At 41.0% G+C, this 25,283-nt stretch carries 21 protein-coding genes; 4 read left to right on the top strand and 17 right to left on the bottom strand.

From position 1 onward, the window contains the following. Position 1 precedes the first annotated feature (1 nt). Entirely contained in the window at positions 2 to 3,604 is a 3,603-nt protein-coding gene (rpoB, locus tag ACESOD_RS09605) for a DNA-directed RNA polymerase subunit beta (protein ID WP_373095489.1), read from the bottom strand. Positions 3,605 to 4,035: 431 nt separating this feature from the next. Between rpoB and ACESOD_RS09600 the strand changes: the two genes are divergently transcribed. Beyond that, positions 4,036 to 4,893 (top strand): 5'-nucleotidase, lipoprotein e(P4) family, encoded by an 858-nt coding sequence (locus ACESOD_RS09600; RefSeq protein ID WP_373095486.1) that lies wholly within the window; start codon positions 4,036 to 4,038, stop codon positions 4,891 to 4,893. Between the two features lie 143 nt (positions 4,894 to 5,036). On the opposite strand, the gene ACESOD_RS09595 is transcribed toward ACESOD_RS09600, so the two are convergent. The 10 genes from ACESOD_RS09595 to ACESOD_RS09550 all read right to left on the bottom strand — a co-directional run bounded on the left by ACESOD_RS09595 (position 5,037) and on the right by ACESOD_RS09550 (position 15,548). Further along, positions 5,037 to 6,539: a zinc ABC transporter substrate-binding protein AdcA gene (locus tag ACESOD_RS09595; protein ID WP_373095483.1), complete on the bottom strand. Its 1,503-nt coding sequence runs from the start codon at positions 6,537 to 6,539 to the stop codon at positions 5,037 to 5,039. A gap of 9 nt (positions 6,540 to 6,548) precedes the next feature. Continuing rightward, the gene (locus ACESOD_RS09590) at positions 6,549 to 7,355 is read right to left on the bottom strand and encodes a metal ABC transporter permease (RefSeq protein WP_060956260.1); all 807 of its coding nucleotides are present in this window, start codon (positions 7,353 to 7,355) and stop codon (positions 6,549 to 6,551) included. Continuing rightward, a complete protein-coding gene (locus tag ACESOD_RS09585) occupies positions 7,348 to 8,052 on the bottom strand; it encodes a metal ABC transporter ATP-binding protein (RefSeq protein ID WP_045762612.1) in 705 nt (234 codons plus the stop codon). The genes ACESOD_RS09590 and ACESOD_RS09585 overlap by 8 nt, the downstream gene beginning before the upstream one ends. Continuing rightward, entirely contained in the window at positions 8,052 to 8,492 is a 441-nt protein-coding gene (adcR, locus tag ACESOD_RS09580) for a zinc-dependent transcriptional regulator AdcR (RefSeq protein ID WP_049548547.1), read from the bottom strand. The genes ACESOD_RS09585 and adcR overlap by 1 nt, the downstream gene beginning before the upstream one ends. 244 nt (positions 8,493 to 8,736) lie before the next feature. Next, complete coding sequence (nt5e, locus tag ACESOD_RS09575) at positions 8,737 to 10,950, bottom strand: cell surface ecto-5'-nucleotidase Nt5e (protein ID WP_373095478.1); 2,214 nt, start codon at positions 10,948 to 10,950, stop codon at positions 8,737 to 8,739. A gap of 139 nt (positions 10,951 to 11,089) precedes the next feature. Continuing rightward, complete coding sequence (gene dltD / locus ACESOD_RS09570) at positions 11,090 to 12,358, bottom strand: D-alanyl-lipoteichoic acid biosynthesis protein DltD (RefSeq protein ID WP_373095475.1); 1,269 nt, start codon at positions 12,356 to 12,358, stop codon at positions 11,090 to 11,092. After that, entirely contained in the window at positions 12,351 to 12,590 is a 240-nt protein-coding gene (gene dltC / locus ACESOD_RS09565; RefSeq protein WP_000351968.1) for a D-alanine--poly(phosphoribitol) ligase subunit DltC, read from the bottom strand. The genes dltD and dltC overlap by 8 nt, the downstream gene beginning before the upstream one ends. A 14-nt stretch (positions 12,591 to 12,604) precedes the next feature. Then, positions 12,605 to 13,849, bottom strand: a complete 1,245-nt coding sequence (gene dltB / locus ACESOD_RS09560) for a D-alanyl-lipoteichoic acid biosynthesis protein DltB (RefSeq protein ID WP_303941923.1) — start codon at positions 13,847 to 13,849, stop codon at positions 12,605 to 12,607. Then, positions 13,846 to 15,396, bottom strand: a complete 1,551-nt coding sequence (gene dltA / locus ACESOD_RS09555) for a D-alanine--poly(phosphoribitol) ligase subunit DltA (RefSeq protein ID WP_373095472.1) — start codon at positions 15,394 to 15,396, stop codon at positions 13,846 to 13,848. Before dltA ends, dltB begins: the two co-directional genes overlap by 4 nt. Positions 15,397 to 15,416: 20 nt before the next feature. Further along, entirely contained in the window at positions 15,417 to 15,548 is a 132-nt protein-coding gene (locus ACESOD_RS09550) for a teichoic acid D-Ala incorporation-associated protein DltX (RefSeq protein ID WP_000358457.1), read from the bottom strand. Positions 15,549 to 15,787: 239 nt separating this feature from the next. On the opposite strand from ACESOD_RS09550, the gene hslO reads away from it, so the two are divergent. Then, on the top strand, positions 15,788 to 16,660 hold the full coding sequence (gene hslO / locus ACESOD_RS09545) for an Hsp33 family molecular chaperone HslO (RefSeq protein WP_373095468.1): 873 nt from the start codon (positions 15,788 to 15,790) through the stop codon (positions 16,658 to 16,660). After that, positions 16,647 to 17,627, top strand: a complete 981-nt coding sequence (dusB, locus tag ACESOD_RS09540; protein ID WP_373095465.1) for a tRNA dihydrouridine synthase DusB — start codon at positions 16,647 to 16,649, stop codon at positions 17,625 to 17,627. Before hslO ends, dusB begins: the two co-directional genes overlap by 14 nt. Before the next feature lie 45 nt (positions 17,628 to 17,672). Here dusB and ACESOD_RS09535 read toward each other — a convergent pair whose 3' ends face one another. Next, a complete protein-coding gene (locus ACESOD_RS09535) occupies positions 17,673 to 18,359 on the bottom strand; it encodes a YoaK family protein (RefSeq protein ID WP_373095462.1) in 687 nt (228 codons plus the stop codon). Between the two features lie 211 nt (positions 18,360 to 18,570). Next, positions 18,571 to 19,263, bottom strand: coding sequence for a hypothetical protein (locus tag ACESOD_RS09530; RefSeq protein ID WP_373095459.1), 693 nt, complete (start codon positions 19,261 to 19,263; stop codon positions 18,571 to 18,573). Positions 19,264 to 19,545: 282 nt separating this feature from the next. Between ACESOD_RS09530 and ACESOD_RS09525 the strand changes: the two genes are divergently transcribed. Then, positions 19,546 to 19,776: a hypothetical protein gene (locus ACESOD_RS09525; protein ID WP_373095456.1), complete on the top strand. Its 231-nt coding sequence runs from the start codon at positions 19,546 to 19,548 to the stop codon at positions 19,774 to 19,776. A 202-nt stretch (positions 19,777 to 19,978) separates the two neighbouring features. Here the strand turns inward: ACESOD_RS09525 and ACESOD_RS09520 are convergent, their stop codons facing one another. The 4 genes from ACESOD_RS09520 to ACESOD_RS09505 all read right to left on the bottom strand — a co-directional run bounded on the left by ACESOD_RS09520 (position 19,979) and on the right by ACESOD_RS09505 (position 25,280). After that, positions 19,979 to 20,752 (bottom strand): NUDIX domain-containing protein, encoded by a 774-nt coding sequence (locus ACESOD_RS09520; RefSeq protein ID WP_373095453.1) that lies wholly within the window; start codon positions 20,750 to 20,752, stop codon positions 19,979 to 19,981. 1 nt (position 20,753) lies between these two features. Further along, positions 20,754 to 21,530 (bottom strand): nicotinamide riboside transporter PnuC, encoded by a 777-nt coding sequence (gene pnuC, locus ACESOD_RS09515; protein ID WP_373095450.1) that lies wholly within the window; start codon positions 21,528 to 21,530, stop codon positions 20,754 to 20,756. Between the two features lie 9 nt (positions 21,531 to 21,539). After that, a complete protein-coding gene (locus ACESOD_RS09510) occupies positions 21,540 to 22,598 on the bottom strand; it encodes an AAA family ATPase (protein WP_373095448.1) in 1,059 nt (352 codons plus the stop codon). 249 nt (positions 22,599 to 22,847) lie between these two features. Then, entirely contained in the window at positions 22,848 to 25,280 is a 2,433-nt protein-coding gene (locus ACESOD_RS09505; protein ID WP_373095445.1) for an ATP-dependent Clp protease ATP-binding subunit, read from the bottom strand. Positions 25,281 to 25,283 lie beyond the last annotated feature (3 nt).

Below are 25,283 nucleotides of genomic sequence, written 5' to 3'. Positions count from 1 at the left end.
CTTATTCTTGTTCAGTAGCTTCTTCTGTTGCTTCCGCTTTTGCACCTTCTTCAGCTTCAAAAGCAGCTTTTGCTTCTTCAGCAGCTTTTTTACGTGCTTTTTCAAGGTCATCTACGTGGATGACATCTTCGTCCATGCCCTCATCAAGATCACGAAGTTCAACTTCTTGATCATCTTCGTCAAGGACACGCATGTCAAGACCAAGTGATTGCAATTCTTTAACAAGAACTCGGAAGGATTCTGGAACACCTGGTTTTGGAATTGGTTTTCCTTTTGTAATAGCTTCATAAGCTTTCAAACGTCCGTTGATATCGTCAGACTTGTAAGTCAAGATTTCTTGAAGGACATTTGATGCACCATAGGCTTCAAGCGCCCAAACCTCCATCTCACCGAAACGTTGTCCACCAAACTGAGCTTTACCTCCGAGTGGTTGTTGCGTAACGGTTGAGTATGGTCCGACTGAACGAGCGTGCAATTTATCATCAACCATGTGGTGAAGTTTGATCATGTACATGACACCAACTGACACACGGTTATCAAATGGTTCACCAGTACGTCCATCGTAAAGGATAGTCTTAGCATCGCTATCCATACCTGCTTCTTTAACAGTTGACCAAAGATCTTCAGAACTTGCTCCGTCAAAGACTGGTGTTGCGATGTGGATACCAAGAGTACGAGCTGCCATACCAAGGTGAAGCTCCATAACCTGACCGATATTCATACGTGATGGCACCCCAAGTGGGTTCAACATGATATCGACTGGAGTTCCATCTGGAAGGTAAGGCATATCTTCTACAGGAACGATACGAGAGACAACCCCTTTGTTTCCGTGACGTCCGGCCATCTTGTCTCCGACCTTAATCTTACGTTTTTGAGCGATGTAAACACGAACCAGCATATTAACACCTGATTGTAATTCATCACCATTTGCACGTGTAAAGATCTTAACATCACGAACAACACCATCGGCACCGTGGGGTACGCGAAGTGAAGTATCGCGAACTTCACGAGATTTGTCTCCGAAAATAGCGTGCAAGAGACGTTCTTCAGCTGAAAGGTCTTTTTCACCCTTAGGTGTTACTTTACCTACAAGGATATCCCCTTCTTTAACCTCAGCACCGATACGGATAATACCCATTTCGTCAAGGTCTTTAAGGGCATCTTCACCAACGTTTGGAATTTCACGAGTGATTTCTTCAGGCCCAAGCTTTGTATCGCGTGTTTCTGATTCGTATTCTTCAAGGTGGACAGATGTATAGACATCATCTTTAACCAAGCGTTCGCTCATGATAACGGCATCCTCGAAGTTGTAACCTTCCCATGTCATGTAGGCAACGATTGGGTTTTTTCCAAGCGCCATTTCTCCATTTTCCATAGAAGGTCCGTCAGCAATGAAATCACCTTTTTCAACGATATCGCCAACTTTTACGAGAGTACGTTGATTGTAGGCAGTACCTGAGTTTGAACGACGGAATTTTTGAATGTGGTAAACATCCAATGAGCCATCTTCACGACGAACTTCTACCTTGTCCGCATCCGCATAGGTAACCTTACCACCATGTTGTGCAATAACTGCAGCTCCTGAATCATGAGCTGCTTGGTATTCCATACCAGTACCAACGTAAGGTGCTTTGGGATCAATCAATGGCACAGCCTGACGTTGCATGTTGGCACCCATAAGGGCACGGTTGGAGTCGTCGTTTTCCAAGAAAGGAATACATGCTGTCGCAACGGCAACTACCTGCTTAGGAGAAACATCCATGTAATCAACACTTGATGCTGGATATTCTTGGTTAACCCCTTGGTGACGTCCCATAACAACTTTTTCAGCAAAAGTGCCATCTGCGTTCAATTTAGAGTTAGCCTGAGCTACTGTGAACTCATCTTCTTCATCGGCTGTCAACCAAACGATTTCGTTGGTTACTTTTCCAGTTGCACGGTCAACCTTACGATATGGTGTTTGAATGAAACCATACTTGTTGAGGTGCCCGTATGAAGACAAGTTGTTGATCAAACCGATGTTTGGCCCTTCAGGTGTTTCAATCGGACACATACGACCATAGTGAGTGTAGTGCACGTCACGCACTTCATATCCAGCGCGGTCACGTGTCAAACCACCAGGTCCTAAGGCAGACAAACGACGTTTGTGTGACAACTCAGAAAGTGGGTTGTGTTGGTCCATGAACTGTGACAATTGAGAAGAACCAAAGAATTCTTTGATTGCTGCAGTTACTGGACGGATATTGATAATTTGTTGTGGTGTTAGTACTTCGTTATCTTGAACAGACATACGTTCACGAACGTTACGTTCCATACGTGAAAGTCCAAGACGCACTTGGTTGGCAAGCAATTCACCAACAGCACGGATACGACGATTTCCGAGGTGGTCGATATCGTCCACACGACCAATACCTTCTGCTAAGTTGAGGAAGTAACTCATCTCAGCCAAGATATCTGCAGGTGTTACAATGCGAACTTTATCATCTGGATTTGCATTACCGATGATTGTTACAACACGGTCTGGATCAGTTGGTGCAACAACCTTGAATTTTTGCAGAACAACTGGCTCTGTTACTACAGCAGCATCATTTGGAATGTAGACAATCTTGTTCAAGTCGCCATCCAAATGGCTTTCAATGCTTTCAATCACACTACGAGTCATGATTGTACCAGCTTCTACCAAGATTTCTCCAGTTTCAGGATCTACCAATGGTTCAGCAATAGTTTGGTTGAGCAAACGTGTTTTAACATTGAGTTTTTTATTGATCTTGTAACGACCAACTGCAGCCAAGTCATAACGACGTGGGTCGAAGAAACGAGCTACAAGTAAGCTACGTGAGCTTTCAGCAGTCTTAGGCTCACCTGGACGAAGGCGTTCGTAGATTTCCTTCAAAGCTTCGTCTGTACGAGAGTCCATTGGGTTCTTGTGAATATCTTTTTCAACAGTGTTACGAACAAGATCGCTGTCACCAAAGATATCAAAGATTTCATCATCGCCTGAGAAACCAAGCGCACGAACTAAGGTCGTAAATGGAATCTTACGAGTACGGTCGATACGAGTATAGGCGATATCTTTTGAGTCGCTTTCAAGTTCCAACCAAGCTCCACGGTTAGGGATAACAGTTGAACCGTAACCCACTTTACCATTTTTGTCTACCTTGTCATTAAAGTAAACACCTGGAGAACGCACCAACTGTGATACGATAATTCGTTCACCACCGTTGATGATGAAAGTACCCATCTCAGTCATGATTGGGAAATCACCAAAGAATACTTCCTGGGTTTTAATTTCGCCAGTTTCTTTGTTAATCAAGCGGAAGGTTACAAAGATAGGTGCTGAGTAGCTGGCATCATGGATACGAGCTTCTTCAAGCGTATATTTAGGTTCTTTGATTTCGTAGCCAACAAATTCCAACTCCATTGTGTCTGTGAAGTTTGAAATTGGCAATACATCTTCAAACACTTCCTTCAGACCATGGTCTAGGAAATCTTTGAATGAATCAGTTTGAATTTCAATCAAATTTGGTAAGTCAAGAACTTCTTTGATTCTTGAAAAACTACGACGGGTACGATGTTTCCCGTATTGAACGTCATGTCCTGCCAAGATGATTCTCCTTTTTAATTAAAGTTCCAAGCTTAGTGATCTAAGCTAGTAATTATCGTTAGAGGGTTCTAAAAACCCTATCAACTTATCCCCTTCGACTAATTTTCAGAATCTTTAAATCTTTATTACAAAGATCGAAAAACCTGAAAAAAAGCACAAAAAGAGCAGCTAAATCCGACTTTTTCAGGAGATTTAACTGCTGTGAGCCTTGTCCGGACAATATTTCAGACAAAACCTACGACAAATGATTATTTACATTATACCCTATTTAGCTAGATTTTTCAAGGTCTTTTAAAGATTTTTCTCTTCCTTAAATCCATTAATTATCAGCATCTTTCTTTGAAAAACCAAGTCCATATTTAGGAAAACGCTTGCCTTAACTATTTCCTCATGCTATACTGTTATTGAAATTAATAGACAGGAGACATTTTATGAAAACAGCTAAAACCACTGTTACAGTCGTTTCTGCACTTGCATCTGTCATCTTATTGACCAGCTGCGCTACAAAATCCACAGAAACACAAACATCCGCTAATAACTCATCTGACAATCAGATTACAATGACTTATGACCAGTTACGGTCTAGAGAAAATACCATGTCAACTCTCTGGTATCAAAAAGCAGCTGAAACAAAAGCTTTGTATCTACAAGGCTATAATGTTGCTACAGATCGTCTAAAGGAATTACTGAAAACAGAATCAGACAAGCCTTATTCGATTGTTTTGGACTTGGATGAAACAGTCTTAGACAACAGTCCTTACCAAGTTCAAAATGTCAAAGATGGAACAGCATTCACACCTGAAAATTGGGATGTTTGGGTCCAAAAAGCTGCAGCTAAAGCCGTCCCAGGTGCTAAAGATTTTCTTCAGTTTGCCGATCAAAATGGTGTCCAAATCTACTATATTTCTGACCGCTCAGTTGACCAAGTAGATGCTACCATTAAAAATCTAGAAAACGAAGGTATCCCTGTACAGGGACGTGACCATCTCATGTTCCTAGAGAGTGGTGTAAAATCTAAAGAAGGTCGTCGCCAAGCTGTTCAAGAAAAAACAAATCTTGTGTTACTATTTGGTGATAACCTTGTAGACTTTGCAGATTTTTCTAAAACTTCTGAAGCTGATCGTGACAAACAACTTGAAGAATTGCAAAAAGAATTTGGTGAAAAATTCATCATCTTCCCAAATCCAATGTATGGATCATGGGAAACAGCAGTTTACGGTGGTAACAAACTAGATGCCAAGGGACAAGTAGACGAACGCGAAAAAGCCTTACAAGGCTTTGACAAATAAAGTAAGCTTGAAACTGAATAAATTTATAAGCACATAAATAGGGACAATGGCTCTTTAACTTACAAAACTCAAAAAAAGCGGACAAGAGAGGATTCTGATAACCAGAAAACTTTCCTGTCCGCTTTTATCATGTGATTCGTATCTTAATGAGCCAACATTTCTTGAGCAATCTCTTGACCTGATAAGCCATCTGGATAGTAGGTTGGCCAGTTGTCCATCTCTTCAAAGAGGGCTTCTTGGCTAGTGCCTCCAAAGAAGATATGGAAATGTTCTGCCTTGACCGGAGCGATATTGTGGTCGCTAAACTGAACATACTTAAATTGTCCAGCATCCGCATCTGTCGCTTCAAAGAGATAACGAACTCCTCGATTCCCTTTCTTATAAGTCAAAATTTTCTTGCCGACATACTTGTATGTATATTTCTTACTTTGGTCACCTTGGATGAATTCCATAGTGTTATCCGTGATATTAATCTTAGATACATCGGTTTGATAGCCCTTTTGATAGTAGGCTTTGTATTCATCCTTGGTCATTTTGCCAGTCAATTTAGCCTTGTAGTCAAAGACTTGATCTAGAGTTCCATTTTCAAGGAAAGGATAAACAGACTGCCAGTTACCAGCATAGTCACTCAAGGTACGATCCTTGACATCGGCATCTTCAAAGTAACCATTTTGAACGGTTTTAGTTTCCTCTGCTTTTTCTGGCTCAATTTCTGCCCCTGCTTGGTCAGTTGTTTGCTTGAGGGCCTTGAGATTTTTCTCCATGACAGAGATATAGTTTTCTCCAGCTTTCATGTCCTCTTCGGTCAAGCTTTCCAGAGGATTCAGAACGTCTAACTTAACTCCTGTTTCTTTCGAGAGAGTATTAGCTAGGGCTTGTGAGGCATTTTCTTCAAAGTAGATATAAGAAATCTTATTTTTCTTGATGTATTCGGTCAATTCTGCCAAGCGGCTTGCTGAAGGCTCCGCATCTGGGGAAAGACCTGAGATAGAAACTTGATTGAGTCCGTAATCTAAAGCTAGATAACGGAAGGCCGCGTGTTGAGTCACAAAACTCTTTTGTTTAGCACTAGAAAGTCCTTCACTATAGGCCTTGTCCAAGGCTTGTAGTTTTTCAATATAGGCTGCTGCATTTTGTTCAAAAGTCGCCTTCTTATCTGGATAGTCAGCTGAAAGACTATCACGGATATGCTCTACAAGCTTAATGGCACGCGCAGGAGACAACCATACATGAGGGTCATACTCGTGATGATGACCCTCTTCGCCGTGGTCATGGTCTTCCTCTTCTTCACTACCTGGAAGAAGCAACATATCTCCAGTAGCCTTGATTGTTTTTACTTTTTTCGCATCTAGTGAATCTAAAAGCTTGGGAACCCATGTTTCCATGTTCTCATTTTCATAAACAAAGGCATCGGCGTCTTGGATTTTAGCAACTGCCTTAGGCGATGGTTCATAATCATGTGGTTCTGTCCCTGCCCCAATCAAGAGCTCGACATTGGCTGTGTCCCCTGCTACTTGCTTGGTAAATTCGTAGACAGGATAGAAAGTTGTGACAATATTTAATTTCCCGTCTGCTTGTTTTTGATTGGAACAAGCGACTAAGAATAGTGTCACAAGACTTGCCAAAAGTAGGCCTAGTTTTTTCATTTTCTTCTCCTATTTGATAAAACGTTTGAGTAAGCTGACTAACAAAAAGACAACTACAAAGATAATGGTAATACTTGCACTCGGTGGTGTCTCTGCATAGTAGGAAATATAAAGTCCTGCTACCATACCTAGAAAACCAATAACGCTGGCAAGAATCATCACCGAACTAAAGTTCTTCCCTAAACGCAAAGCGATACTAGCTGGCAAGACCATGATAGTTGATACCAAGAGTGCTCCTGCAGCTGGAATCATAAGCGCAATGGCCACACCCGTCACCATGTTAAAGAGGATAGACATAGTACGCACTGGAAGACCATCTACAAAAGCTGTATCCTCGTCAAAAGTTAAGATGTACATAGGTCTTAAAAAGAGGAAGGTAAGGATTAAAACAACCGCTGCAATGACAAAGAGTCCAATTACCTGCTCTTGACTAATAGTCACAATAGAACCAAAGAGGTATTGGTCCAAACTCATCGAGCTAGAGCTCTTACCCTTACTCATAACAATGAGTGAAACCGCAAGACCTGTTGACATGAGGATGGCTGTTCCAATCTCCATAAAGCTCTTGTAAACCGTACGTAGATATTCAAGAAAGACCGCCGCAATCAAGACAATAGCAATAGTCGAGATGGTCGGAGAAATCCCTAAAACCAAACCAAAGGCCACACCTGATAGCGATACGTGACTCAGTGTATCACTCATGAGACTTTGACGACGCAAGATGAGGAAGGTTCCCAGTACTGGCGAAAAGAGACTCATGGCAATAACAGCCAAAAAGGCCCGCTGCATAAAATCATAAGAAAATAGATTAAACATGGTCCACCTCCTGATCATTTTCATGGACATTGAAACAACGCCATGGCGAATCTTGGTCTCGAACAAGGTGGATGTTACGATCTGCATAGTCCTTGACTTCTTCGGGATCGTGAGTAATCATCAAAACAGCCTTGCCATGATGGTGGGCACTATGGTGCATGAGCTCATAAAATTCATTCTTGGTACCTGCATCCATCCCTGTTGTCGGCTCATCCAAGATAAAGATATCTGGATCTGAAGCAAACATACGTGCAATGACCGCTCTTTGCTTTTGCCCACCAGAGAGAGAACCAATGCGTTTATCCCGATGTTCCCACATACCAACTGAGTTTAAACTAGCCTTGATGTGTTCTTCATCGTGAGCATTCAAACGACGGAACCAGCCCTTTCTCGGGTAGCGACCTGATTTGACAAACTCATAAACAGTACTTGGAAAGCCTGCATTAAAACTGGCGATCTGTTGAGGAAGATAGGCAATTCTTAGCTTTTTCCCATGAATATTTGTCTTTGAGATGGTTACTTTCCCAATTCGTGGTTGAAGAATTCCAAGACTAGCCTTGATTAGCGTTGTCTTGGCTGCTCCATTTTCCCCAGTAAGGGTGACAAATTCCCCACTATCAACACTGTAATTGATATGCTCAAGCACAGGTTCCTTGTCATAATAGAAGGACAAATCCTCTACTGTGATGTATCTCATTACTTGATTTCTCCTACTAAAGCAGTTAAAAACCGCTGGATAATTTTTTGTTCGTTTGGTGTGAACTGAGTGGCAACCTGCTCATAAGTCGAGAGGGTATGCTCATGATGATGGTGGTGTTCCTCAGCAATTGGTCGTGCCAAGTCTGTCAATTGATAGAAGATAACGCGAGCATCCTTGGGATCCTTAGATGTCTCCAACATCCCCTCCTTGACCAAGGATTTGATAGCCTTGGTAACGGCAGCTTGACTGACATTGAGACGACGCGCCAACTCAGAGTTGGTTAGCGACTCCTCTGATAAAAGCATGAGAATATGCTCCTGGGTATTGGTCAAGGCCACATCACTCGTGCAATGGCCAATCAAAATTTCATGCTGATTTTCAGCTTTTAAAATAATCTCGTTTAAAAATTGATCGATATCTTTTGCCAACTGTCTCATGATTTGCTCCTTTCTTAGAACGGAATTTCTATAAATACAAGGTTTTCATACTCTTCAAAAATCAAATTCAAACCACGTCAGCTTCGTCTTGGCGTACTCAAGTACAGCCCGCGTCTCGCTTCCTAGTTTGCTCTTTGAGTTTTATTGAGTATCACACCATTCCTTTACTAGTTAAGTATATCACATCCAAGTAAGGAGTCAAGAAAAAAGATGAAAACACCTGAGATGTTTTCATCTTTTAGAATTATTTTTCTTGTTTACGGCTAGTCCAGAGGGCTGTCGCTCCAAGAATCATACCCAATAGCATCATGAAAATAGATTGTTCACTACCTGTATTAGGAAGTAATTTTTCTGATACGACTGTCTTGTTGGCAAATTTATCTGCAACCTTATAATCAACTTTTACAGTAGATGTTTGGGCAGGAGTTGTTCCTTGATTTTTCCCTGATGGAGTTGTTTTTGTTGCTGAGTCCTTCTCAGTTTTAGCTGGAGTTGTCTCTTGAGTTTTTCCTGGCTTAGTTGCATCATTTCCTGAATTAGCCGGAGTTGTTCCCTGATTTTTTCCTGGTTGAGTAGGAGTTATTGCTGGATCTTTTTCTGGTTTAGCCGGATCTGTTGCTGAATCTTTTCCTGGTTTAGCTGGACCTTGCTCTTCTGGCAGTTTAAATGTTTTTGAATCCACAGAAATCGTGCGTGAATTTGGATTTACCTTTTCATACTGAGACAAATCAACCGTTTTGAGATAGTCTTCAAAGGCAGCATCCATTGAAGGACCTTCTTCTCTGGCACCACCAAGCATGGTATAACCGTCACCACCTGCCGCAAGGAAGTCATTGGTTGCTAGGTAGTAGATTTTTTCCAAATCTAGTTTTTCATAAAGACCAGTCGCACGATTCTTAACTTGAATAGCCAAGACACGTTTGCCTGCAGTTAAGTTTGTATCGTAATAGACCTTGGCTCCTGAAACCTGTAAGAATCCACCACTTGGCTCTAGCAATGGTTGACCATTTTCATCCAAGACAGTTTTTCCTGCCTTATCAACCTGCAAAATAGATCCGAGTGATTTTTCAAACATGTCAAAAACTTGCTGACCAGTTACTTGGATTTGTGAGATTGTGTTTCCAAATGGTAGAACCGCAATGACATTTCCTTTTGTAATTGGTTTACCCTTGGCAATCGTTTCACGCAAGCCACCACCATTTGTCACAGCGATATCTGTTGGATGACTAAATCCTGTTTGACCATACTGGTAGAGAGAATCTGCTACGACATTCCCAAGGTTGGTTTCACGGACACGAACATTTTCACGGTCACCATTCAACTCAACTGGACTATTTGAAACAACTTCTATAGCATTTTCAGCGTCATATTTTTCTTTGATTTCTTTGACCATGGCTGCAATCTTTGGATTGGCTTCTAATTTCTTAGCATCTGCAGCAGGTACCTGGCTTGGATTTCCTAATAATTGACGAGATTTGTAAGTGATTTTACCAACATTATGGAGATAGCTTCCAGTCTGGTTATAGGTTACATTGTCGCCATATGTGGTTGATTCTACAGTATGTGAATGACCATCGATAACAGTCACGCGTTTACCTTTCAAAAGAGGATTTTTTGAAAGTGCTTCTGCAAGTGTTGAACCACGCCATTCTACAGGTGTTGTTGTATCAACTCCCAAGTGAGCAAGGACAACATAGTGTTTGTAGTCTTTGCCTTCTGCCAAGGCTTTAGCTTGAATTTCTTCGATAACCTTGTTAACCTCTGCAATAGGTTCTGTAAAGGTTACGCCTTTAACATTTTTAGGGTGGGTCTTAGTAGCTGTTTCAGGTGTTGTCACACCGATGACGACAAACTCATCACCTGCAACATCCTTGTTCTTATCAACAATTGTTGCTGCTTCAAATAAACGAGCACCATTGACATAAGTGTTTGAGCTGAGCAATGGGAAGTTCAAAATTTCTTTGTATTTTTTAGCTTCGTCAAGTCCAAAGTCAAACTCGTGATTTCCTACAGCCATAGCATCGTAGCCCATCTCATTTAGGATTTTGGCACGAGCTTCACCCTTTGTAGAGTTTGAAATCGGCAGACCTTGGAAGGCATCACCTGCATCCACTACTAGAGTCGTTTGGTTGCCCTTTTCTCGCTCCTTCTCAATAACTGTCGCGAGTTTGGCATCTCCAATTACTCCTTTTTCTTCTACGATACGACCATGCACGTCATTGGTATGCAAGATAACAGTATCTGCTTCTTCTTTTTGAGGTGCAACCTCTTCAGCTGGTGTTGCCGTACTTGTAACAACCTCAGGAGTCGCTGCTGCTACTACTGGTGCTTCTGCAGTGCTCACAACTTCTGTAACTTCTGAAGAACTAGTATTTTCTTCAGCATAGACTTGTCCAGCTAAAAAGGCTGGAGCTAATAGGGCTGTCGATAGGACAGGCAACAAAAAACGTTTATTCATTTTGGAATCCCTTTCTCTTCTTTCTTCTACCATTATACGCTATTTATCATGATTTTAAAAATTTTAACCTTTTTGAAGGTAATCTATCTGACATTTCATAAAAAAAGTCTGAACAAAAAGTTCAAACTCCTTTTCTATATTATTGAAAATCTTTAATATTCCCATCATAATTTGCCCAATCTTGGCTAAAGAAACGGTCATTCATTTGGTAAATAGGTGCTGTTGTTGGACTGCTCAAAAAGGGATTTACAACCTTATCAAATGCTAACCAGCCCAACCAGCCAATATGAATCGTATCCTTGACAAAATAAGGTTCATCACCGTTTTTTGAAAAATCAGCAATATTGGTGAAACCTTGACTCTCCAACTGGTAACGAATTTTTTCGACAGAGTGTTGATACATTTCTTCACTCAAGCCTGTATAATCCATCCATTTTTTATTGACAGGTTGAAAGACAAAGAGCACATTGACCTTAGATTTTGCAAATTGATCGAGCACTAACTGCAAATCATTGTACTCACTTGACTGGAGAAAGTTGTAATTTTTTTGATACCCTTCCCACTTTTTTAAATCTTTCTTTAGTTGAGTATTGTAAAAGTGGTTATCCATCCCCAAATCATTATTGGTCGTATTTTCTTCTGCATCCTTACGTGCAATATTTTCCAATTCTTCATAAGAGAATTGATCAGGGAGATTGCCCAAATATTTTTCAACGTGATCTTTGTAACTTAATCGCCCACGAATCGAGAATTGGCCAAAAAGAGCAGATTGTTTTTCGTTGAATTCTGCAGAAGCCTTAATCATTGTCTGGTCAAACTCTGATAGTTGTTCATTCTTAGCCAACTTCTCAACAATCCCTTTCAGAGAGATTCCTGGATTTTGTTTCAAAAGTCTGTTGGCAGCAAACTGAGAGGCAGCATCTCCAGATTGATTTTCCAAAAAAGCAGTTAGCTGATCGTTATTAAAGTAAGTTTGGAAAATAGTCGGATCATGATCCTCTTTTGTAAACCATTGTGGAGAGATTACAAATACCGCTTGTTTATTCTCAAGTTCAGATGTGATTTGCTGCATTCCAAAATACTGGCTAAGAGACGCTGCTCCTGCCTGACCCAGAAAGTAAGGTCGATAAGAACGATTATACTTTTCAGCTAGTACTGCCGGGTGCATATTATCAAAGCGATTCCACTCACTGGACCCAAAGAAAGAGATAAAACGCATATCAGGGTCTGTGAGAGCTCTCACTTTTTGACTTCTCTCCTTAAAGCTTTCTGCACTTATTGAGGCCGCAGAGTATTTTTCCTCCATAAGATTGTGACTTTTGCTACCAGGATAAAAAAGGATAAGTAGAAGAAGCAATAAAGCAGCAACAAGGAGTGGCCCAAAAATTAACCACAGACGTTTAAGCATTCTTTAACTCCGTAATCCCTGCTACGATTTTATTGGCTGTATTCCAGTCGTCACGACCAAATTCTGTAACCGGGACACGAATATCAAAGCGATTTTCGATTTCCACGATCAATTCAACTGTTCCCATACTATCCAAGACACCTGCATCAAAAAGATCTTCATCCATCATGTCAGAAACATCTTCCATGAACAATTCATCGATAATTTCAATAACTTCTGATTTGATATCCATTTTTTTAATTCCTTCTATTTTTTAAACCATAAATCATTCAAAAATCCAGAAAAGATTAAGAATGAAACCATTACGACATGGAAGGTTAGCACCATGCCAAGTAACTGAGCCCAACGATTCTCAAGCAAGGGAGGTTGCCCTGCTTTCTTACGTTCCTTATTGAGCGTTTTTTTCTTCCGAATCCAGGCATCATTCATCACTAAGCCTACCCCATGAAAGAGTCCGTAAGCGATATAAAACCATGTTATCCCATGCCAGAATCCCATAAGGAGCATGTTCAAGATATAAGCGACACTTGAAGTCATATTTCGATTCTTAAACAATTTCTTTCTCGTCATCAACAGAACCATGCGCATAAAGACAAAGTCACGGAACCAGAAAGATAAACTCATGTGCCAACGATTCCAAAACTCTTTCAAATCTCTCGACAAGAAAGGTTTGTTGAAATTGATCGGACTACGAATTCCCATCAGATTTGAAATTGCTAAAGCAAACAGAGAATAGCCCGCAAAATCAAAGAAAAGATCCAAACCAAATGTATACATGACTGCCACTACATAATAGTTAAAGAATCCACCTGCCTGTAGAGCTAGATTTTTTAGGGGCGTTAACATAATTTCGCCTAAAATATGAGCCAAGATAAATTTATACAGAAACCCCAACATGATATATCGAACAGACTCGGCTAGCATGTCCATCAACTCATCACGTTCTGGAATCGTCTTATAATTTTCATTAAAACGCTTGAATCGATCAATGGGACCACTTGAAAATGTCGGCATGAAGAGGAGAAAACGTAAATACTCCCACAACTTTAATTCCTTAATGACTCCATCTCTGAGTTCAATAATGATTCCCACCGAACGAAAAGTCAAATAGGAAATACCAATAAATCCTAATAAAGACTGTGTGCCGTTAATAGCCGGTTGCACTTTCACAAAAATGATGGGAAGTAACGATAATAGACTCACCAAGTAGAAAATCCATTTGCCATCTCGGACTTTTCGATACTGCTTGTACAAAAGTACCAGTAATATTTGCCATATCAGATAAATACCTAAGGCAGCTATCTGATTAGTCTTGCCCCCCGTCAACATAGTGACGATAAAGAACAAACTAACCAATATTTCATACCAGGCAAAACGTTTTTTGAAAAAAAGTCCGATAAAGATTGGCAAGGTAGCAGTAATCACGTACAAAAAGTACTGCGGATTCCCATACGGCTCAATATGAGGTAGCTGTTTTAGGAAATCCATCATCTATTATTCACCTCGTTAATCAATCCTTTAATATCAATCTTGCCATTTGGAGTTAATGGCAAATCTTGTCTATAAAGGAACTTAGACGGCATCATGTAAGACATCATGATATGCTCCAAGTCTTCTTTGATGGCTTTCGTGATATCAATTTCGCGCTCAAATTGTTCTTTGACCCCATCTTTTAAGATAACATAGGCCAAGAGATTTTGGACCTTGTGATCTTTATTATAACGCGGTACTGCGACTGCTGAGTCAATATACTTCGATTTGTTTAAGTTTTGAGAAACATCCTCTAGCTCAATACGATAACCATTAAACTTGATTTGGAAGTCCATCCGTCCACCGTAGAGAAGGAGACCTTCATCTGTCATGGTTCCGACATCTCCCGTATGGTAGGCTGGAAGACCTTCAAATTCGAAGAAGGCTTCTGCTGTTTTCTCTGGATTATTCATATAACCTTTTGAAACGGCTGGACCAGATACGATGATTTCTCCTTGCTCTCCATTTGGCAATTTGTTCCCTTCCTCATCAATGATAAAGGTTGGAGAATCTTCTTTGGTATAACCGATTGGCAGACGTTTCAAAGTCGCTAACATCTCATCTGTGATTGCTACTGCCGACAAAGCAACGGTTGCTTCCGTTGGGCCGTAGGCATTGATGATGCGTGCATTTGGGAAACGCTCGCGCAATTTCTGAGCGGTTTTAACAGTCAACTCTTCCCCATCAAAGTAGAAATGGGTGATGCCTGGCATCTTTTCAGCATTGAAATCATCAGACAACATGGCCATATCAGCAAAAGATGGTGTTGAAGTCCAGATAGCAATCGGAAGAGAAAAGATCGTCGCAAAGAGTTGTTTGAAGTCTTGAGTGATGGCTGATGGAAGAGCAAAAAGGGTTCCACCAAGAGCCAAGGTCGGTGCCCAGTACATGACAGACAAGTCAAAGGAATAGGGTGGTTGCGCCAACATTTGCGGACGCTCTGGCGTTGCAAATTCCTTGTCCGTAATCATCCAGTTGGTAAAACTGAGCAGATTATCATGCGAAATTTGCACCCCTTTTGGTTTACCAGTTGTCCCTGAAGTAAAGATGATGTAGTAGTTATCATCCCCCTTGACCGGATGCTGCAAATCGTAAGCTTTTTGAGCCGCATAAGCTTCATGCACCTGCTCCAAGGACATGATTGGAGCAGCTGGGGTTTCGATTGGAAACTCTGAAATAGCAATGATCAAGCTTGGCTCAGCCACTTCAAGAATGGCAGACACGCGCTCCAAGGCCGAATGGCTATCGATTGGAATATAGGCATGGCCAGACTTAGTCAGAGCTACAAAGGTAGCCAACATTTCATACTCCTGGCCACCAAAAACAACTACTGGAGATTTTTCAGGTAATCCTAGCTGATCAATGGTTGCAGCCAAACTATCTGAATCAGCCTTTAAATCACCATAAGTGTGCTCTTGCCCTAAGACATTGTATACTGGAAAGGTAGGTTGAGTTTGGGCGAAATATTCAATCGCTTCAATCATATCTTTTATCGGCTTATTAGACACGATGATTTTTCTCCTTTAAACTAAAATTCATTGTAAATAAAGCTTCCCTGACTTTGTCCTAGGTAACTAAAAAAGTAAAGCAAACCAAGTAGAACAATAAAATACAGGACCGTTTGTCCTAAAAAAACATAGATTGGTTTCTTTTTATCCATAATTAACTTCTTTTTGTAAATTTTCAATAATTTTATGCAAATATACAATTACTATTTTTTCTTGTTCCCATTTTACCACTTTAGTCTCTTCATTTTCAACTGTTTACCATTTTTAAAGAGCACATTTTAGCCTATTTTAGTTCTTTCTTCATAATTTCACTGATGTAAACAGATCACTTTAAAACGATAGTAGACACTCCACTCCCCCCTTTGGGCATTTTTATGCTAAAATAGTAGCTATGGATAAAATTATTAAAACTATATCAGAAAGCGGGGCCTTTCGTGCTTATGTTCTTGATAGCACTGAAACCGTCCGCACTGCTCAAGAAAAACATCAAACCCAAGCTAGCTCAACTGTAGCACTTGGTCGCACCCTTATTGCTAGCCAGATTCTCGCAGCCAATGAAAAAGGAAATACCAAGCTAACAGTTAAAGTTCTTGGAACTAGCTCTCTAGGTGCCATTATCACTGTCGCAGATACCAAAGGAAATGTCAAAGGCTACGTTCAAAATCCTGGTGTTGATATCAAAAAGACTGCAACTGGTGAAGTTCTAGTCGGACCTTTTGTCGGCAATGGGCAATTTCTAGTGATTACGGACTACGGCACTGGAAATCCATATAACTCTATGACTCCCCTCATCTCTGGGGAAATCGGTGAAGACTTGGCCTATTACCTGACTGAAAGCCAACAAACCCCTTCAGCAGTCGGCCTCAATGTCCTTTTGGATGAAGACGACAAGGTCAAAGTCGCAGGTGGTTTCCTCGTTCAAGTTTTGCCAGGAGCCAAGGAAGAAGAGATTGCTCGCTTTGAAAAACGTATCCAAGAGATGCCAGCTATTTCGACTCTTCTAGAAAGCGACGACCATATCGAAGCCCTTCTCAAGGCTATCTACGGAGACGAACCATACAAACGTCTGTCTGAAGAAGAAATTCGTTTCCAATGTGACTGTGGCAAAGAACGTTTTATGAAGGCTCTTTCTAGTCTTCCAAGCTCAGACTTGCAGGAAATGAAGGACGAAGACCACGGGGCAGAAATCACTTGTCAATTCTGCCAAACTACTTACAACTTTGATGAAAACGACCTGGAGGAACTCATTCGTGACAAATCTTAATACACCTTTTATGATTGGTAATGTTGAGATTCCCAATCGTACCGTTTTAGCACCCATGGCTGGTGTGACCAACTCAGCCTTCCGTACCATTGCAAAAGAGCTTGGAGCTGGACTCGTTGTCATGGAAATGGTCTCTGACAAGGGAATCCAATACAACAACGAAAAAACTCTTCACATGCTTCATATCGATGAAGGCGAAAACCCAGTCTCTATCCAACTTTTTGGTAGCGATGAAGACAGCCTAGCACGCGCAGCAGAATTCATCCAAGAAAACACCAAGACCGATATCGTTGATATCAACATGGGTTGCCCAGTTAATAAAATCGTAAAAAACGAAGCTGGGGCTATGTGGCTCAAGGACCCAGATAAGATTTACTCTATCATTAACAAAGTTCAATCTGTCCTTGATATCCCCCTTACTGTCAAAATGCGTACAGGCTGGTCTGACCCATCCCTGGCAGTTGAGAATGCTCTAGCTGCTGAGGCTGCAGGTGTTTCTGCCCTTGCCATGCACGGCCGTACACGTGAGCAAATGTACACAGGTCACACAGACCTTGAGACTCTTCATAAGGTTGCACAAGCTCTGACCAAGATTCCATTTATCGCTAACGGAGACATCCGTACGGTTCAAGAAGCTAAACAACGCATCGAGGAAGTCGGTGCCGACGCCGTTATGATCGGACGCGCAGCCATGGGAAACCCTTACCTCTTCAATCAAATCAATCATTACTTTGAAACTGGAGAAATCCTGCCTGATTTAACCTTTGAAGACAAGATGAAAATTGCCTATGAACACTTAAAACGCTTGATTGATCTCAAGGGAGAAAAGGTTGCGGTCCGTGAATTCCGTGGCCTCGCTCCTCACTATCTCCGTGGAACATCTGGCGCCGCTAAACTCCGTGGAGCTATCTCACATGCAAGCACACTTGCAGAAATTGAAGCTCTCTTACAGTTAGAAAAAGCATAAACGTATAAAAATTGGCAAATCTCTCAAATTGAGATTTGCCGTTTTTTATATATTTTCATCTTGCAAATCTAGCTGCTTCACTCTAGCTATATAGTAGGACATAATCAACAACAAATTAAAGCTGACAATCCAAATAGACCATTCATGGAAAAAATGCATAGATACAGCCAAGCTAATGGCCCCCACTACGAAACTACCTACAACAATACCATAGTTCAAGGCTTGACGACGATATTCTTGAACATCTCCTTCTCCTCTAACGATGTGATACAAAGCAGTCAACATTTTTCGGTAATTTCCAGACGTCATAAAAATGACATAGGGATGATCTTCAATCAAACTACCCGTAAATGTTAGCATCATCATTCCAGTTCCAAAAGCAATAAAAGGAACTTCTAATAGAGGAAAGCGGTAAAAGAAGGGCAGAACAAGGGTCCCGATAAATAAGGGAAGCAGCATCTTAACTCGCCAATAGGCTGTTTTGCGATATTCTTTCATGTGTAAGGCAAAAAGAAAGCCTAGGGAAAAGAATATAATAGAACAGAATCGCAACATGGTATTGATGACATGTGAATCGTGCCAATCTGATATCAGTAGGAGGATATTCCCTGTCTGTGTCGCCACCAAACTATGGTACTGGATGTGACAGAATACATCCAAAGAACCACCGATAAAGCCAAGAAACACTCCCATGAGTCGTGTGTTTTGAGGTAAAATTAATTTATCCGTCATTGATTCATCACTCGTTTCCCTTTAATGCATTCATTATACCACTTCTCTCGGAGAAACTAAGTGAAAAACGGTCAGTTCAGGTAGACATGATTACATATACTCCTAAGTTAGTCTCATCTCTGTAGTTCATTTATGACGTCTTATCAACTTCAAATGCTGTAGGTACTCATCAACTGAACTATTTTTAAACAAATTATTTCTGCACTGAAGTCTATGGCTTAATCAAAGTAACACTTGAAACAGTACCATCTGCACCTGTTGTAATTTGGATGACTTTTCCACCACCTACTTCAGCATTGTATTTCCCATCATCAAGGGTATAAGAATAGCTTTGGATAGAGTAGTTTTCTTTCTTGCCATCAGCAGATTCTACTGTGAATTGACCAGCTGATGAGACAGTGATCGTTTCACCATTTGCACCCTTCCAATTTCCAGCCGCAGCCGAAAAATCTTTGTCTACCATAGTCAAGACACCTTTATAACGTTTGTTGTGCTCTGCTTGCTTGTCTTGGAGTTTGCGATCAGTTGCTGGATCATAAGCTGACTGATTCGATTTTGCTTGTGTTCCTTGTTGATTGGATGGGGCTTGAGAAGGGGTTTGCTTAGCAGAAGGTTCTTGATTTTGTTTTGTTTCTGGTGCTGGTGTTGCTTGCGATTGGTTAGCAGTAGTCGTTGACTGATCAGAAGATGATGATTTAGCTTTTTCTGTTGAAGCTGAACTTGAGGACTTCTGAGTCTTGTTCTCTTTACTTGAAGAACTTGCCTTAGAACTAGAAGATGCTTGTGTTGTCTTGCTAGAACTATCACTTGCAGTATTCTCTTTCTTATTGCCACAAGCCCCCAATAGTAATGTTGAAGCGAGTACAGTTGCAGCCATTAATTTGATAGAAGTTTTAGTTTTCATTTTATGCTCCTTTTGTAACATTTTTGAAATGTTAAGAAATATTTTTGTAACATAATTGTAATATTTGTTTTTGAATCTGTCAACTATTTATCTAAAATTTTTTAGAATTATTTTTTAGTACATTTATTTCCTTATCCCTCCTATATCTTTTATTCGCAAAGAATTAAAAAAAACAGGAAAATTTTTCCTATGAGAATACTATATTTTATACACGTAACCGCTTGCATTTTTTTCTTAAAGGGCTATAATAAAATTGAGATAGGATATTGGAGGTGTAGGCTTATGTTAAGCAAATATTACAAGTATCTTCCTTGGGTGATTTTAGCTGCTTTCGTTTCTTATGGGACAGCTACTCATTACGCTCAAACAACATTTGATTTGTTCTACCTAACTGCCATTTTCATGATTGTCTATGTAGCTTTATTGTATTTACACGAAACCTATTTAAAATATAAATACAAAGATTTATTCATTCGAATCATGAGCAATTCAAAGAAAGATAAACATCCTTAGTAGTCAAAAAGAGGTCGGGAAAAAATCCCGACCTCGCTTTTTTATGACTAATAAGTCTTTGACACGATGGCTGAATTGACTTTTGACACAAACTGTATTTTCTCTATTCTCAAGCTCAACCAGCCATCGGATTTGTTGAAACTTCTCAGGACTGAAACTAGGAAACCAAGACTTGGGCTATCGATTTCGGTCCCCAATCTTTTTATTTTAATCGATAGGTTTTTCTGGGTTTCTTTTTAGGAACTCGTTTGAGTCCAACTTCTTCTACATATTCTCCGTATTTTACGAGAAAGTTATTGCTGACGATTGGACGACCGGGGTTGATGAGATTAACCAGTTCAGTCCCTTCATAGACAGTGAACTCCTCCTCCAGCAGATAGAGAAAGGTCGGATTCCAGTCAAGACGCCCTTGGATTCGTTTAATAGACTCTTGGATAATGGCATAATGGTCAAAGGCGAAGGCTTGCTCCCCCAACTCTAGCCCCTCTAAGAAGCACTTGCCCGTCTGAAAATCAACATCAACAAAAACCACATCCTTGGCATCATCTCCAGCTTGAACGAGATCGAGTGCTCTGCTAGGTAGATATACCAAGTGGGCGATAGTAACCGTCCAGCCCCGCGGATCACGACCTGGAGTAGATACTGTCATCAATTGCTCGATTTTTTCCAAAGTAAGGTCGAGGTTGACCTCCTCTCTCACCTCACGCTGGCAAGCATGCCTTGCATCTTCACTCTTATCCATAAAACCACCGACCAAAGCCAAACAGTTCTGATAAGGATGGGCCTTACGGCGGATTAGTAAGAGTTTGATTTTGCCTTCCACAAAGCAATAAGCTACCATATCCACCGTCACGCTCGGTTTTTCATACTGAGGAAGATCCTGTTTGCAGTACCAGTCTAAAAATTCCTTCTCAGTCGCATGAACCTCAAAATATTCTCTTTCTGTCATTCCAGCTGGGATTATCGTTTCAGTCATCTTATCTCTCCTTGACAGCCTTAGTCCATTGGTACCAACCGACTAAACTATTGATGGTGTAAACCCAGTACATTCCTTGGATATGGATGTTTTCACCCCACCAGAGGTAGATACTAAAGAGATTGGTTGCAATCCAGAAAATCCATTGCTCACGGTAAAGACGTGTCATCAAGAGCTGACCAACACCATTTGTCGCATCGGTAACACTGTCACGGAAAGGACGAGCACTGCTGATACTTTGGTAGGCTAATCCCATGCCAATCCAGATGATAGCAGTCAAGGCCAAGTACTTGAGCCAATCAATCAGACCGAGTTTCTTAGCTTCAAAGTGAGACTCCTCTGGTCTTCCTTGTTCATTGATCCGATTAGACAACCAAGTATAGAGACCAATAGGCTGCATGACAAAGAAATAAACTGTTGTCAAAACTTCACCGTAGAAAGTCGCATTCATAGCTAGGACCAAATAGATTGCAGAGTTAATAGCTCCAAAAAGATAGTTGCTAGCCCGACCTTCAGCTACCAATATAACGCAGACAATCCCTGTCCAAGAGGCCAAGAGACCAATCCAGTCATGACTTTCTGTGTTTTGTGTAAACTCCAGAATAAGAGGAACACTCGATAAAACAATCAAATAGAGCCACTGGAAAAGACTACGGCCTACAAAGAGGTCTTTCCAAAGCAAACGCATAACTCCTGCAAAACCAATTTTACGAGCTTCTGCGTGAACATTTTTAAAGTTTTCAATAAATCGTGTGATTTTTTCAGTTATTTTTTTCATTTTCTTCTCCTAATCTGCTTGGTAAATGGCATCAATAGCCACTTTTGCTGCTTCATAATTTCCTAGATAGTCATCAGCTAGATAAACATGAGGGATATTGGCTAGATATTGCTCCCTCATCATATCCAAATGCTGAGAAAAACTGTGACGGATATGGTCTTCTGCCATGGTCATGTCTCGAAAACCATCATTGACATAAGAACCGATAGGTTGCACAAAGAGGATTAAATCCCACTTTTCCTTGGCTAAGATGGAAACAAAGAGATTGTCAAAGGTCTCTCCGGACAAGTCCTCCTGCTCTTCGCTTTCCATGTAGTAATCGTAGTAGCCCTTGGTTACCAGTGAGTTGGTATCTGCAATGACTAGGCCTCGATTGGCATTGCTATCAATTAACTTGGAAGTTTGATCATACTGCCCCAATAGAAGGTAATAATAATCTTTGGGGGTAAGCTCATCATCTCGGACATTATTTTTTATCTGATACTCACGAGCATACTCTAGACTGACTGGCGCATCATAAAAGCGAGCTAAATCCTTGGCTAGAGTTGTTTTACCATTACTCGCACTTCCCATAATCAACACTTTTTTCGTAAACTGACGGCGGAAAGGTTGAGCTATATATTTCCAATATTTGCTTGGATTTTCTCGAATCATGGTAGCCGAAATTCCAAATTTTCTTTCCTGCAAAACAGTCTCGAAACCACGTTCTGACAATTCTTGTTGGTATTCGGACTCTCCTACAAAAAAGATTAGTTCCTGACCAGTCTGATCATAGGAAATGGCCTGCAACATCTGATCCAACCACTCCTGCCAGCCCATTGGATAGCGTGGAATATTGGTTTCGTCAAGTTTACAAACAGAGGTCAACTCATCATCTCGAAATGCTTCACGAATATAGCGAAACCTCTTTTGTAGTGTAAGTCCAACCTGTTCACCACGATCTCCCTTATAACCTGAAACTACCACCCATACAGCATCACATTGACGTTTTGCTCTTTGGATTAAATCAATATGCCCCTGATGCAAGGGAGCAAAGGTTCCAAAAACCACTGCTATCTGTTTTTTCATGTCTTTTCAACCTTTTTATAACTTTTTATATTTTATATCATACTCTATCTTGTTCTGTTTGTCAAGACTTTTTTATTATTTTTTATAAAAACATTGCTGTATGATAAGAATTTTTTACGTAGCATACAAAACTTGATTAGGAAAAATCCCTTTTGGAAATCCTTAAACTAATTGCACAATTCAAATGCTTATTTGAGTAACAACTTCCCAAAAAAAGAGGCTGAAACAATCTGTTCCAACCTCACAATTTTAAACAATCTCAAATTTTAATTGAGCAGCTTTGACACCAATCTTCAGAGTCTTGCCAGCTTCCAATTCACCTTTAAGGAGAAGCTCTGCAAGTTTGTCTTCCACTTCCGTTTGTAGGGTTCTACGAAGTGGACGAGCCCCCATCTCTGGATCATAGCCTTGCTGAGCTAGGAGTTTAAGGGCTGATGCTTGAAGTTTCAAGTCAATTCCTTTTTCTGCAAGACTAGCAATCAATGGTTTGACCATAATCTTAACTACTTCTTGCATATCTTGACTTGACAAGCTGTGGAAGACTACCTTCTCATCAATACGGTTGATAAACTCTGGACGATAAGCCTTTTTCAGCTCCTCAAACATCCGTTTTTCCATATTTTCTTGGTCAAAACGAATGTCCTTAGCTCCAAAACCAACTGTTTTGTCATCACGAAGCGCTGTCGCACCAAGGTTTGAAGTCATGATGATAATGGTATTGGAGAAGTCAACCTTGCGACCTTTACTATCTGTCAAGACACCATCATCCAAGACTTGCAAGAGAACATTAAAGATATCTGGGTGGGCCTTTTCTACCTCGTCAAAGAGCAAGACTGAGTACGGTTTGTTACGAACCTTCTCGGTCAACTCTCCGCCCTCTTCGTAGCCTACATAACCTGGAGGTGCTCCGTTAAGACGGCTAGCTGCGAATTTCTCCATATATTCACTCATGTCAAAGCGAATAAGAGCAGACTCATCATCAAAGAGAACTTCCGCCAAGGCCTTGGCCAACTCGGTTTTACCAACACCTGTTGGTCCTAGGAACATAAAGGAGCCAATTGGACGTTTGTTATTGCGAATACCCGATTGATTTCGGCGAATGGCACGACTGATACTAGATACAGCTTGTTCCTGTCCGATAACACGTTTATGCAGCTCAGCTTCAAGATTGAGATACTTCTTGGCATCTGTTTGGGTCAATTTTTGAACTGGAATACCTGACAAGCGACTCAAGGTGGTCAAAATGTCTGATTCTGTCACCAAATCTTTATAAACAGGTACTTCCTGTTCTTTTGCAATGAGTTGAGCAGCTTGCTTCCATTTACCATCCATCAAGGCCTTATCAGCTGGTGTTAAACCTGACTCTTCTTGTTTAGCGTGTTTCGATTTATTTTGCACTGTTGCAGCTGCTTCGTCCAATAGATCAATAGCTGAGTCTGGCAAATGACGACTCGTCAAATAACGATGTGCCATTTTGACAGCTGTTTCGACTGCATCGTCTGTGATTTGGACATGGTGGTGTTTCTCGTAAGTTGCTTTCAAGCCACGCAAGATAGCCATACTATCAGCCACACTTGGTTCCTCAATCATCACTTTTGCAAAGCGACGTGAAAGGGCTGCGTCTTTTTCGATGTGCTTTTGATACTCTTCCTGAGTGGTCGCACCGACAGTTCTCAGAGTTCCACGTGCCAAGGCAGGTTTCAAGATATTGGCCGCATCCAAGGTCGAATCGATACCACTTCCAGACCCCATAATAGTATGAAGCTCATCGATAAAGAGGATGACCTTACCATCTTCCTCAATATCTTTGATGATATTGTTCATACGTTCTTCAAAGTCACCACGGAAACGAGTCCCCGCAACCACATTCATCAAATCAAGCTCTAGAACTCGCATCTTAGCCATTTCATCAGGTACATCCCCGTTGGCAATGCGTTGTGCAAGACCAAGTGCTAGAGCTGTTTTACCGACACCTGCATCTCCAACTAGGACTGGATTATTTTTTGTCTTACGGCTCAAGATTTGAATCATACGAGAGATTTCTTGGTCGCGCCCGATGACTGGTTCCAATTTACCCGAACGAGCTTGCTCCGTAAGGTCATGCGTATAATCTTCCAAACCTCCACTTGGTGTCTGAGGCATACCCATCATATTAGCCATGGAATTTTGCTTATCCGCTACCGTACGATGACGCTGGCGAAGGGCCTTCAAATCTTCTCTAGTCCAACCAGCACGCGCTTCAAGACTTCGACGAAGTCCAGCAATCTTGACCTGATCCTTCTGATCTTCGTAAGAAAATCCCGCTTTTTCTAAAATGCGAGTAGCTAAGGCATTGCCATCATGTAAGATAGCATAAAGAAGGTGCTCTGTTCCCAATACCTTGGCATGCACGACAGAAGCAACGTGCTCTGCTTCCAACAACAATACCTTCAAACGGTGGGAAAAAGGAAGCTCCTGATAATTTTCCTTATCGCTATACTTTGTTTCAGTCAGCTCTACAGCAACTTCCTCCAGACGATCAATCTCATATGGAAATTCGTTTAAAGTCGCCCCAGCTACACTGTAACCATGATTGGCCATAGCAATCAATAGGTGCCATGACTCTAGGTATTCTGCCCCAAAATGACTTGCGACCAGAAAGGCACTTTCTATACATTCTCTCAATGCTTTTGAATATTTCATTTA

Source organism: Streptococcus oralis, from assembly GCF_964238205.1.
Lineage (GTDB): Bacteria > Bacillota > Bacilli > Lactobacillales > Streptococcaceae > Streptococcus > Streptococcus oralis_CZ.
The sequence above is the reverse complement of the archived record's forward strand: the minus strand, read 5'-3'. Positions and strand labels throughout refer to the sequence as shown.

What these genes read in the sequence shown, in the direction of transcription:
- ACESOD_RS09600 (WP_373095486.1), top strand. Translation starts at nt 4,036, where the DNA reads ATGAAAACAGCTAAAACCACTGTTACAGTCGTTTCTGCACTTGCATCT.
- ACESOD_RS09595 (WP_373095483.1), bottom strand. Translation starts at nt 6,539, where the DNA reads ATGAAAAAACTAGGCCTACTTTTGGCAAGTCTTGTGACACTATTCTTA.
- ACESOD_RS09590 (WP_060956260.1), bottom strand. Translation starts at nt 7,355, where the DNA reads ATGTTTAATCTATTTTCTTATGATTTTATGCAGCGGGCCTTTTTGGCT.
- ACESOD_RS09585 (WP_045762612.1), bottom strand. Translation starts at nt 8,052, where the DNA reads ATGAGATACATCACAGTAGAGGATTTGTCCTTCTATTATGACAAGGAA.
- adcR (WP_049548547.1), bottom strand. Translation starts at nt 8,492, where the DNA reads ATGAGACAGTTGGCAAAAGATATCGATCAATTTTTAAACGAGATTATT.
- nt5e (WP_373095478.1), bottom strand. Translation starts at nt 10,950, where the DNA reads ATGAATAAACGTTTTTTGTTGCCTGTCCTATCGACAGCCCTATTAGCT.
- dltD (WP_373095475.1), bottom strand. Translation starts at nt 12,358, where the DNA reads ATGCTTAAACGTCTGTGGTTAATTTTTGGGCCACTCCTTGTTGCTGCT.
- dltC (WP_000351968.1), bottom strand. Translation starts at nt 12,590, where the DNA reads ATGGATATCAAATCAGAAGTTATTGAAATTATCGATGAATTGTTCATG.
- dltB (WP_303941923.1), bottom strand. Translation starts at nt 13,849, where the DNA reads ATGATGGATTTCCTAAAACAGCTACCTCATATTGAGCCGTATGGGAAT.
- ACESOD_RS09550 (WP_000358457.1), bottom strand. Translation starts at nt 15,548, where the DNA reads ATGGATAAAAAGAAACCAATCTATGTTTTTTTAGGACAAACGGTCCTG.
- hslO (WP_373095468.1), top strand. Translation starts at nt 15,788, where the DNA reads ATGGATAAAATTATTAAAACTATATCAGAAAGCGGGGCCTTTCGTGCT.
- ACESOD_RS09535 (WP_373095462.1), bottom strand. Translation starts at nt 18,359, where the DNA reads ATGACGGATAAATTAATTTTACCTCAAAACACACGACTCATGGGAGTG.
- ACESOD_RS09530 (WP_373095459.1), bottom strand. Translation starts at nt 19,263, where the DNA reads ATGAAAACTAAAACTTCTATCAAATTAATGGCTGCAACTGTACTCGCT.
- ACESOD_RS09525 (WP_373095456.1), top strand. Translation starts at nt 19,546, where the DNA reads ATGTTAAGCAAATATTACAAGTATCTTCCTTGGGTGATTTTAGCTGCT.
- ACESOD_RS09520 (WP_373095453.1), bottom strand. Translation starts at nt 20,752, where the DNA reads ATGACTGAAACGATAATCCCAGCTGGAATGACAGAAAGAGAATATTTT.
- pnuC (WP_373095450.1), bottom strand. Translation starts at nt 21,530, where the DNA reads ATGAAAAAAATAACTGAAAAAATCACACGATTTATTGAAAACTTTAAA.
- ACESOD_RS09510 (WP_373095448.1), bottom strand. Translation starts at nt 22,598, where the DNA reads ATGAAAAAACAGATAGCAGTGGTTTTTGGAACCTTTGCTCCCTTGCAT.
- ACESOD_RS09505 (WP_373095445.1), bottom strand. Translation starts at nt 25,280, where the DNA reads ATGAAATATTCAAAAGCATTGAGAGAATGTATAGAAAGTGCCTTTCTG.